The 6423-nt window shown below is 41.6% G+C and carries 7 protein-coding genes; 5 read left to right on the top strand and 2 right to left on the bottom strand.

The genetic code is table 11. The annotated features are described in order from the left end of the window. Positions 1–147 precede the first annotated feature (147 nt). Entirely contained in the window at positions 148–543 is a 396-nt protein-coding gene (locus CBG25_RS18670; RefSeq protein WP_290608545.1) for a hypothetical protein, read from the bottom strand. Positions 544–1084: 541 nt separating this feature from the next. Beyond that, on the bottom strand, positions 1085–1786 hold the full coding sequence (locus CBG25_RS18665) for a hypothetical protein (RefSeq protein WP_290608544.1): 702 nt from the start codon (positions 1784–1786) through the stop codon (positions 1085–1087). Positions 1787–1951: 165 nt separating this feature from the next. Between CBG25_RS18665 and CBG25_RS18660 the strand changes: the two genes are divergently transcribed. The 5 genes from CBG25_RS18660 to CBG25_RS18640 all read left to right on the top strand — a co-directional run. Further along, complete coding sequence (locus tag CBG25_RS18660) at positions 1952–2173, top strand: hypothetical protein (protein ID WP_290608542.1); 222 nt, start codon at positions 1952–1954, stop codon at positions 2171–2173. 730 nt (positions 2174–2903) lie between these two features. Next, entirely contained in the window at positions 2904–3839 is a 936-nt protein-coding gene (locus CBG25_RS18655; protein WP_290608541.1) for a replication initiator protein A, read from the top strand. Positions 3840–3841: 2 nt separating this feature from the next. Then, positions 3842–4822 carry an Rpn family recombination-promoting nuclease/putative transposase gene (locus CBG25_RS18650; protein WP_290608539.1) on the top strand — a complete coding sequence of 327 codons (981 nt, stop codon included), beginning with the start codon at positions 3842–3844 and terminating at the stop codon, positions 4820–4822. Between the two features lie 3 nt (positions 4823–4825). Further along, positions 4826–5338 (top strand): DNA-3-methyladenine glycosylase, encoded by a 513-nt coding sequence (locus CBG25_RS18645; protein ID WP_290608537.1) that lies wholly within the window; start codon positions 4826–4828, stop codon positions 5336–5338. A gap of 493 nt (positions 5339–5831) precedes the next feature. Further along, positions 5832–6423, top strand: a 592-nt coding sequence (locus CBG25_RS18640) for a helix-turn-helix transcriptional regulator (RefSeq protein WP_290608535.1), incomplete at its 3' end; no start/stop codon positions are given.

Here is a 6423-nt window from a genome sequence, read left to right as displayed (position 1 = left end):
ATAGTTCTGTTCCATATTCAGCGGTAGGTGTTAAAAATTCCGACAGTTTTACTTTGACAAAAACAACAACACCTTCGGTCATTAATCGGTTAAGATTACAATAAATTTCAGATTCATCTTCACTTAACAGGCTACGTTCTTTAATATTCATAACACTCCCTGACCGTCAAGCATTCGTGCACTTTTTAATATCGGATAACCTTTTTCATTTATCATAATATCCAGTAAAAAGCATTCCCCTAAAAGGCTCGATGATTTAAAATCAATACCGCCTTGTTGTGAAGCATAGCGCCCTCCTGTTTTGGCATTGAAGAACAAATTTATTTTAAAATAGTCCCCTGAATCAAGGCAACGGAAGTAACAACAAAGTTTTGACCGTTCCCACACTTTAAAGTTAAGTTGCGCCGATACCTGTTGTTGTGACATTACCGGATAGTGATATTTCACTGGCTCTAAACCAGCATTAACAGCATCAAAATAGCTTACGCCGGATAACGCATCAGCCTCTATCCAAAAATTCTGTAGTCGTTCTTCTTCTGTCAAAATTTTACTCCTTTTGAATTCCTCCAAAAACCCCGTGTAGCGGCTGGCGAGGCCTACAAATGTGCACATTTGTAGTGGCTACGCCTATCCGGTCTTGTGTTTTTATGTGGTTCTGTCGGCTATTTTGTATGGCGGATTCTGGAAATGCAAACGACGAGTTTTCAACGTTGCAGTAACATTCTTTTGTCTTCGACCATTAGAAAAAGGTGTCGCTGACAGTCGGCAAAAAGAAAACCCGCCTAGCAGGATAGTGGGTATGGAAATTCATTTTGACTATCTATCCGCCCTTCTCAGGGCGGGCTTCGGCGGATTAATATTGGGGGAATATTGTTACTAATGAGCGCCGCCTTCTATGCCCTGCGGGCATCTTTTTTCCATTCACTTAACCAAAGTTTGTCGCAGGAAAGCTTCCTTTGGTTTGTTATGCTGGGGATCCGCTCTTTTTTTCCGTATAATATAAAATGGTAAGAAAATCCTAACGAGAAGAGAGAGGCTCTATTACTTTGATAGCGATTGAGTAATTCAATAAAATCTCGTTTGTTCAATGCATATTGCATTCATCTTTTGCTCCAGAGATTATCCAGCCTTTACGATTGCCTTGCACGGCAAGCTGTATTTCTTTTTCCGTCATAGCGGCATATGACCGTAGAAATTTTTCTAGCATCGCTTCCGCAGGGTAAAAATAATCTTTTGACTGCTTGGTCTTTCTGATGAAGGCGTTCTGCTCCATATCAAAATACATGGCATCCAGTTCATTACCGGGGAAACCGTGTTCATCAATAACATTTCGATAAATCCAAACAATTTGTGATATATGAGTATTGCAGCTTTTATCACTTTTATGCACAAAAAGCATCTCTTGGTTAGCAGTGGTATAGTTATCAACCGTCATATCCAGTAATGCTATTGAGTTTGGTTTAACGTGCATAATCATGTTAGCGACGCCATTCACCAACCGTTCGTGAAACCGGCGGGTAAATTCTCTCACATCACCTTTTTTGACATGATGAATAATGTGCACCCAGCGCGTTTCTTTCTCAATAGCAACTACGCAATAAAATCGTTTTACTTTTATAGCATGGAGATGAAAAACAAAATCTACCGTATCTTTCTGTTTACTGTCTCGGTCATAGAGAACAATATTTTCACCTCTTCGTCGCTGGATAATGTCTCCTTGCTGTTTCGCAACAGAATCAGGAAAGAGGTGTTCCGTAGCGGCTTTTGTAAGGTTAAACAGCATCATTGTTTTCATTTCCGGTTAAAGGTTGCACCTATATTTCAGACAGAATATTCTCATATTTCGAGATCTTGTAATACTTTATCGTTCATGGCCTTGTTCTCCGGTTTTGGCGGCCATTGAAGAGAGCGCTTACTCAACAAAGTATAACACCAAAAGGGCTATGGCTAAATGTTGAAATGGCGTTGGGAATCGGAGATACGCTGGTACGAAGCCGAATTGATGAATGATCTGTTTGGTGACTGGTTGCTCGTTCGCCGCTGGGGTGGTTTGTACAATGGTCGCTTTGGCACAAAAACGGATGTCGTGCCAGATTTGCTTTCGGGTGTTGCCCTGCTGTTTGCCATCGACAGGGAACGGCAGACCAGAAATCCGCCCTATACGCGTTTGTAAGCCCTTCTGTGCTTGTTAATCCATTCTTGCGTGTCCAACCTTAATAAAATCGCTCCTGAGTCGTTACAGCGTGTTTGAGAACCAAAGAAAACCCTCCCCTTAACTCCCACCGCTCGCCGCAGTCTTTGGCTGAGGCGTACCGCAGGAGCGAAGCGACGAGGAACGAACAGCCAAAGCGAGGAAGCGGAAGAGCACCAAATGCTGATTGAGGCTCGTTCACACGGATGCTTGAGAAATCTGCTATCTAGAGGGTTGCCACATATGAAGTTATACACAGGCTCAAGGAGGTGAAACCCGGTTAAAAGATTAGTTATGTATAAGTTAAAATAAGTTAAGGAAAAAAAAACAGACTTAACATTTTAATTATTAAGGTTTTTTTTTGACTAGATATGTGTAAATCCCAGTACTTTATGTGTAAATCCCAGTACTTTATGTGTAAATCCCAGTTTTTTTATGTGTAAATCCCAGTTTTAAATTGAGATATCCACATGTCACCTGTTGATTTTATGTGTAGATCCCATTATATTTATGTGTAAAACCCAGTGAATTTTATCATATGTTGAATCTTTGTACAAAAAATTGCCATTTTCATGACGATATTGATGGGGAGACTCATGTGTAACTCCCAGATCGAGCATGTGTAGATTCCAGAAAGTGCGAGTCCACCGAAAGCAGCGAACTTTTGGTGGACTCTAACCAATAACCCTAGACACTAGATAGGATTAAGGCTATGGCCAATCATACTGACAAAGTGAGAGCAAACAAGTTGAAAACGTTACGTCCACGTAAACATGAGTTGGAGTTTTTTATTGCAGATGAGATTGAATTAACTAGTTTTCGTGATGAGATGGCGAGTATGGAACATCCTTTTTTTTCTATGAAAGGGGGTGATACTCGCGTGAGGAAATATGAAAATGGTAATATAACAGTTATTGTAGAACCAACTGCTTCAGGTATAGCAACTATCTTTGATAAAGATATTTGGATCTACAGTATATCTAAGTTACAAGAATCAATGAATAATAATGAAGAAATAAGCCGAACAATTTGTTTTACGCCTTATGATTTTTTTGTAACTACAAATAGAGAAATTGGTGGAAGAACGTATAATGAATTAGAAAAATCTTTAAAAAGGTTATCTGGAACAAGAATAACGACAAATATTGTTTATTCTGATGCAAAGCAGGAGTCAATCGGATTTGGCTTAATAGATGAATGGCGTATTATTGATGAAAAAAAAGGAAAGCTAGATATTGGTATGGTAGAGATAACATTACCTAACTGGCTTTATCAGGCGTTGCATAAGAGAAAAGTTCTGAAAATAAGTTCTGATTATTTTAGAATCAGAAAAGCGATAGACAGGCGACTTTATGAAATAGCACGTAAGCATTGTGGTAGTCAGAGGGAGTTTACTATTTCTCTTGAGAAACTTCATTTGAAAACGGGTAGTACAGCGAATAAAGCAGAGTTTAAAAGAATGTTAAAGAATTTGGCTAAAGCGAACGACTTGCCAGATTACAGTATTCGTTACGATGCAAAATCTAATATGGTGATTTTTAATAATCGCAACTTGACGCCGGAGCAGGAAGAAAAAGAGCAGAAACGGGAAAAAGGCAAGCGGGAGATTTATAAGTTAAAAAATTCACTAGCAGAAAAAAGAGTCTAGAAATGAGTAAGCTTTCCCATCATGACAGTTTATTTAAAAAATTCCTTGGTGATATCACCATCGCTCGGGATTTCCTGAAAATTCATTTACCGGAAAAACTTCGCCAATTGTGTGATTTTAGTACGCTGGCGATGGAGTCCGGCAGCTTTATTGAGGCAGACCTGCGTAGTCAGTGCTCAGATATGCTCTATTCGATGAAGACCATCGCTGGTCATGATAGTTATGTCTATTGTGTTGTCGAACATCAAAGCAGACCTGAAAAACTGATGGCATTTAGGCTTTTAAGGTATGCGGTTGCCGCCATGCAGCGGCACCTTGAGCAGGGCAACGACACCTTACCAGTGGTGATACCGATGCTGTTTTATCAAGGTAAAACTTCGCCGTATCCCTACAGTACCCATTGTCTGGATTGTTTTGCTGATCCGGAACTGGCAAAGTCGGTTTATATGCAGGCGTTTCCTCTGGTTGACGTGACGGCCATCCCGGACGAGGAGATTGTCACACATCGACATGTTGCCCTGATGGAACTGGTGATGAAGCATATCCGTACCCGCGATATGCTAGAGTTAAGTCATGAGATAGCATCCTTGCTCAATCAGTGGGTATTGCAGCCTGAGCTATTTCGCGGATTAATATGTTATATTGTAGAACGAGGAAATACTTCTGATGCAACGCAATTTTTGTATCAGATTGCGGAGAAAGCAACTGATTATCGGGAGGTGGTGATGACCATTGCAGAGCAGCTACGGCAAGAGGGCGAGAAACTTGGTGAACAGCGTGGCATAGAAAAAGGCATCTTGAAAGGCCGTCAAGAGGGTATTCATCTTGGTGAACAGAGAGGCATAGCAAAAGGCATTGAAAAAGGTAGGCAAGAATCTGCCAGAACCATAGCGCGCCAGCTTCTGGCCAACGGTGTTGATCGGGCGATTGTCAAGATGTCGACGGGGCTGTCTGATGCTGAGATTAATGCACTGATGGATTAATCGATGTCGAGTAACACTATTTTACCTCGCTCATTTTATGAGCGTGATACGCTTTGTGTGGCAAAGGATTTGTTGGGAAAAGTTTTAAAGTTTGCAGACTATTACGGGGTTATCAACGAAGTCGAAGCCTATGTAGGGCAGGATGATCCGGCCTGCCATGCCGCGAGAGGCTGTACGCCCCGAACAGCAGTTATGTTTGGTGCTGCCGGGTTTTCCTATGTTTATCTTATTTACGGCATGTATTATTGCCTGAATATTGTGACCGAGCGTGAAGGATTTCCAGCGGCGGTTTTAATTCGAGGCATAGAATTAGAGAAACCGATGCATCTCTCTTTGGATGGGCCGGGTAAACTTTGCAAAAAATTAAATATCACAAAAAATAATAATCAAATTGATTTAACGCAATGTCATAACTTTTGTGTTTATGATTCTACTATTCAACCTGAATATATTGCCACACCAAGAATAGGCATAAAAGTTGGCACCGATAAATTGTGGCGTTTTAAGTCAAAGTAAATACTGCTAAGTATGACCCTTAAAATACACCTGCCTATATTAAGATGTTCTTGCCGCTTTTCTGCTCAGACGCTATAATTGATGTGTTATCTAAAAATGGATAACCGGGCGTGACAACCCGTGTATCTTACTGGCGACAGACGACGCGCCACGCGTCTTTTTTATGTCGCAAAAACGCCTAGGCATATCTGTAAATTATGGTAGCTCAGGCGGGGCATCCTTTGGGATGGCCGGTATCAGTAAGGCCGGTTTGTCACCCCCGTCTGGGCTACCACCCATGAACGTGACAATTCTGGTGGTAGCAAGTCCAGCTACTTACTGAGGTTGCTATCATGGCTACTACCCCCCTGAAAACTTGCCCTAAAAATCTGCATCCCATTTTCTGTAAGCGTGTTTGTAGCGCAAGACCAGCGATACTCGCTAAATTTGCGCGCATTTCACGTAATCTGACACCTCGCCAACGTGCATCCCTTCTGAAAATAGGGGGTGTCGCATGAACAGAACAATCGAGCAATTTTGCCAAAGTTTGACGATCCCCTGTGGGTTTACCGATGCCGAATCTCAGGATTATACCAATGCCGCGATGACGGATATTCTGGGGATGACGCTAGAATCTTCTCAGGTGCTTGACGTTTTTCATGCGCACGAGGAGGTCGTTCGCCATAAGAAATTGCCATTATCGCTGCTCAGTACGCTGTCCGGTGGTTACAAACAATCGCCCCAACCGTGGCGGTTTGATTTTTTTCCGCGCTTCGATGAGAAAGATGTTTACGAAGGGGCATTTTTTTATGCTCAGCCCTTCCTGTTTTTATCGTTGCTTGAATATATCGAGGGTGAGACCCCTTATACCATTAATCTTATCCATTCAGATAACAGCTTTAGCCAGCGAGAGCGCCAGATTATCTTTTGTACGCTACAGCGATTAAGCAGCAAAGAAGTTGGCAAGAAACTTAATTTGTCCCATCGGACAATAGAAAACAACTTGCAATCAATTTATCAAAAATCGGGTGTGCATAATGGCAGGCAATTTAGAAACTATTGCCGCGCCAACGGTATAAATCGATACCTTCCTCCTGAATTTCTGC

It is taken from the genome of Arsenophonus sp. ENCA (assembly GCF_002287155.1).
In the GTDB taxonomy this organism is placed as follows: domain Bacteria; phylum Pseudomonadota; class Gammaproteobacteria; order Enterobacterales; family Enterobacteriaceae; genus Arsenophonus; species Arsenophonus nilaparvatae.
The sequence above is the reverse complement of the archived record's forward strand: the minus strand, read 5'-3'. Positions and strand labels throughout refer to the sequence as shown.

Coding starts and splice junctions, on each gene's coding strand:
- CBG25_RS18655 (WP_290608541.1), top strand. CDS start 2,904: ATGGCCAATCATACTGACAAAGTGAGAGCAAACAAGTTGAAAACGTTA.
- CBG25_RS18660 (WP_290608542.1), top strand. CDS start 1,952: ATGTTGAAATGGCGTTGGGAATCGGAGATACGCTGGTACGAAGCCGAA.
- CBG25_RS18650 (WP_290608539.1), top strand. CDS start 3,842: ATGAGTAAGCTTTCCCATCATGACAGTTTATTTAAAAAATTCCTTGGT.
- CBG25_RS18665 (WP_290608544.1), bottom strand. CDS start 1,786: ATGATGCTGTTTAACCTTACAAAAGCCGCTACGGAACACCTCTTTCCT.
- CBG25_RS18645 (WP_290608537.1), top strand. CDS start 4,826: ATGTCGAGTAACACTATTTTACCTCGCTCATTTTATGAGCGTGATACG.